This is a genomic window from uncultured Holdemanella sp. (assembly GCF_934772795.1).
Taxonomy (GTDB): Bacteria; Bacillota_I; Bacilli_A; order Erysipelotrichales; family Erysipelotrichaceae; genus Holdemanella.
In genome coordinates this window covers 1-2,805 of record NZ_CAKVMR010000109.1, presented here as the reverse complement: position 1 = coordinate 2,805, position 2,805 = coordinate 1, and the positions used below count along the sequence as shown (strand labels likewise).

2 protein-coding genes are annotated in these 2,805 nt (G+C 30.6%); both read right to left on the bottom strand.

Annotated elements, in window-relative coordinates; genetic code table 11:
- Positions 1-193 precede the first annotated feature (193 nt).
- Positions 194-2,023, bottom strand: a complete 1,830-nt coding sequence (locus Q0F04_RS11580) for a HAMP domain-containing sensor histidine kinase (protein WP_295753453.1) — start codon at positions 2,021-2,023, stop codon at positions 194-196.
- Positions 2,016-2,717 (bottom strand): response regulator transcription factor, encoded by a 702-nt coding sequence (locus Q0F04_RS11575; protein WP_295753451.1) that lies wholly within the window; start codon positions 2,715-2,717, stop codon positions 2,016-2,018. Before Q0F04_RS11575 ends, Q0F04_RS11580 begins: the two co-directional genes overlap by 8 nt.
- Positions 2,718-2,805: the final 88 nt, after the last annotated feature.

The following is a 2,805-nucleotide window of genomic DNA, read 5'->3' as shown; positions in this document are numbered from 1 at the left end:
ATGTGTACAGCGCATAAACAATTTATTCAAATTTCGATCTTCATATACCGAGTTTTTCATAAATTCTTTACACTACCAATGACTTTTTGTGTTGTTCATCACAGATGTTTCCAATATGTACCAAAAAGCGAACGCTAGTTATAATATCATAAATTTTCTGATTTCGTAATAAAAAAATCAGTAAGAATGACTCTTACTGATGAATAGGGAAAGTTAATACAATCGTAAACAAATCATTTGTTTCATCTTGATAGAAAGTACCATGATGGAGTTCTATCATTTTTTTAACACTTTTTAAACCAATTCCATTACTTTCTACCTTATCTAAATGACGATTGATTGAATTCGTGAAACTCATTTTTAATCGATCTTCTTCAATTGTTGTTTGAATCACGATATCTTTCCAAGGATCACAATACTTTTGAATGTTTGAGAATACATTGTTTAATATCCTTTGGATCATCGCAAAATTCGCATCCATAGATAGAGAAGTTTGTAGAGGTTCATATAAAATATGTAGATCCATTTCCCTTAAATACTGAATATGATCCATCAATGTATCCATGACTCTTTGAACGGGTATATTTGTCAGATCTGAATTATATTCTGTTGAAAAGACAAGAGAATACTCAAACATTTTATTTGAAAGATAGGTGATTTCTTCAACTTTAGCTAAACACTTCTGAAGATATTGATCACGAAATTCAATATCATCCTTTTTTAAATTCATGATTTCAAGGTATCCCTTTAAAGTTGTCAACGGAGTCCTTAAATCATGGGATAAAGAAGAAATTAATTCTTTATTCGCAACACGCGCCTGTTGTTCATTGTCCATCGTTTGTAGAAAGGCAATGCGCATTTGATTCAAGTCTTGGGCTAAACGTCCAATCTCATCTTTATCACTTACTTTGATTTCATGATTCCAATCTCCAATCGCAAGAGTAAAGACATCTTCTTGTAAATTTTGAATGGAATGAATTCGTTTACGGATAAAACTTTGTAGGACAATCAAATAGAAAGAAAAAGAAATCAAAAGTGAAAGAATAATATAAGGAATTTGAAATGGAATCATTGGAAAAGAAGTAATATACATAGAAACGGTTTGATTTTTAAATTGTATTGGATAGTCATAGTATAATGGAGCTTCCAAAACGTCCAAATCATCAAAACTATATAATAATAGAAGATTATTGTTGCTTAATGGAGACTTATCCGTAAAATAGATTCCTTCTTCATCATATAATCCCACATAGGCATGATTTAATACGTTTTCTTTTAGTATATGATTGATGGCTTTTTTATTTTCTTTTGTTAGATCAAAATTTTGTAGTTGTTTCTCTAATTTCTTTGCATAAGAAGAATAATCTTCCGATTGATAAAATGTATCCATTAAAAATTCAAAGACAATACTACGATTTAAATATAGAAACGAAAAAGAAGTTAATACCAATAATGTTGCACAAAGAAAAGAAAACATCATACGACTGGATAAAGAATAGAAGATGTTTTTCTTTGATCTAAGTGGTTGAAGTCTTCCACTAATCCAATAAAAAAGAATTGTGATAATAAGACTTAAAATACCACCAAAAATACGATAAGAACGATAATAATTTGAAAAAGATGGATACCACTCAATACAACTTGTTTTACTTGAACTCTTTATAAAAATACTATACTTTTGTGCATTTTTTAAAGGAGCACGACCACGAAACGCAAGTACAGAATCTACGACTTTATCATCTGGTTTATTTGATTTAGTTTTATATAAAATGACTTGATAACTTCCCTTTTTTAATAATTGATTTAAATCTTTACGAATTTGAGTGTGGTTTATGAAATCCACTTGTTCTTGTTCATCCAAATAAGCCTTAGCCTCTTTGATTTTTTCTTTAGATAAAGTGTCCGAATAATTAAAATGTGCATTTAAAGAATCATAAACGACAAATCTTTGCGAATATATCGCAAAAAAGCTCAATAAAAAAACAAGAAAGGAAAGATACAGTCTCGTTATTTTTTTATTCAAAACGATACCCCTTTCCCCATATTGTTTTTATGTATACCGGATTTGCGGGATCTTTCTCAATTTTCTTTCTAAGATTACGAATATGAACCATGATCGTATTGTTTGCCGAATAATAATAAGGTTCATTCCAAGCCTTTTCATACAATTGTTCAGCTGAAAAAATCTGTTTAGGATTCTTCATCAACGTACTCAAAATATTAAATTCAATATCCGTTAATTCAACTTCCTTTCCGTTGACCTCTGCATTTTGTTGGGCATAACGCAAAGTAAGACCATCTATACTTAAATCTTTTTCAGTATCCATAGAGATTTCTTCTTTTTTACCCTTATAAACCTGATAACGACGAAGTAAAGCTTTGACTCTGGCCGTTAATTCACTATAAGAAAAAGGTTTTGCCAAATAGTCATCCGCACCACTTGAAAAACCAAGTGTCTTATCTGAATCCAATCCTTTGGCCGTTAAAAATAAGATGGGGACATTACTTGTTTCACGAAGCTTTAAACAAGTTTGATACCCATTCATGTTTGGCATCATGATATCGAGGATGATCAAATCAATAGAAGAATCAAACAATTGAAGGACCTCATTTCCATCTTTTGCTTCAATCACTTCATAGCCTTCGCCAGTTAATAAAATTCTTAATATTTCACGGATTTCCGCATTGTCATCCGCTACTAAAATACGTGTCTGCATGTTCACATTCCCTTTCATTTATTCTATTTTACCCCAATCAGAATAGTGTTTCCAATTTTCATAAGGCAACATATGATGTAAATGATCC

What these genes read in the sequence shown, in the direction of transcription:
- Q0F04_RS11575 (WP_295753451.1), bottom strand. Translation starts at nt 2,717, where the DNA reads ATGCAGACACGTATTTTAGTAGCGGATGACAATGCGGAAATCCGTGAA.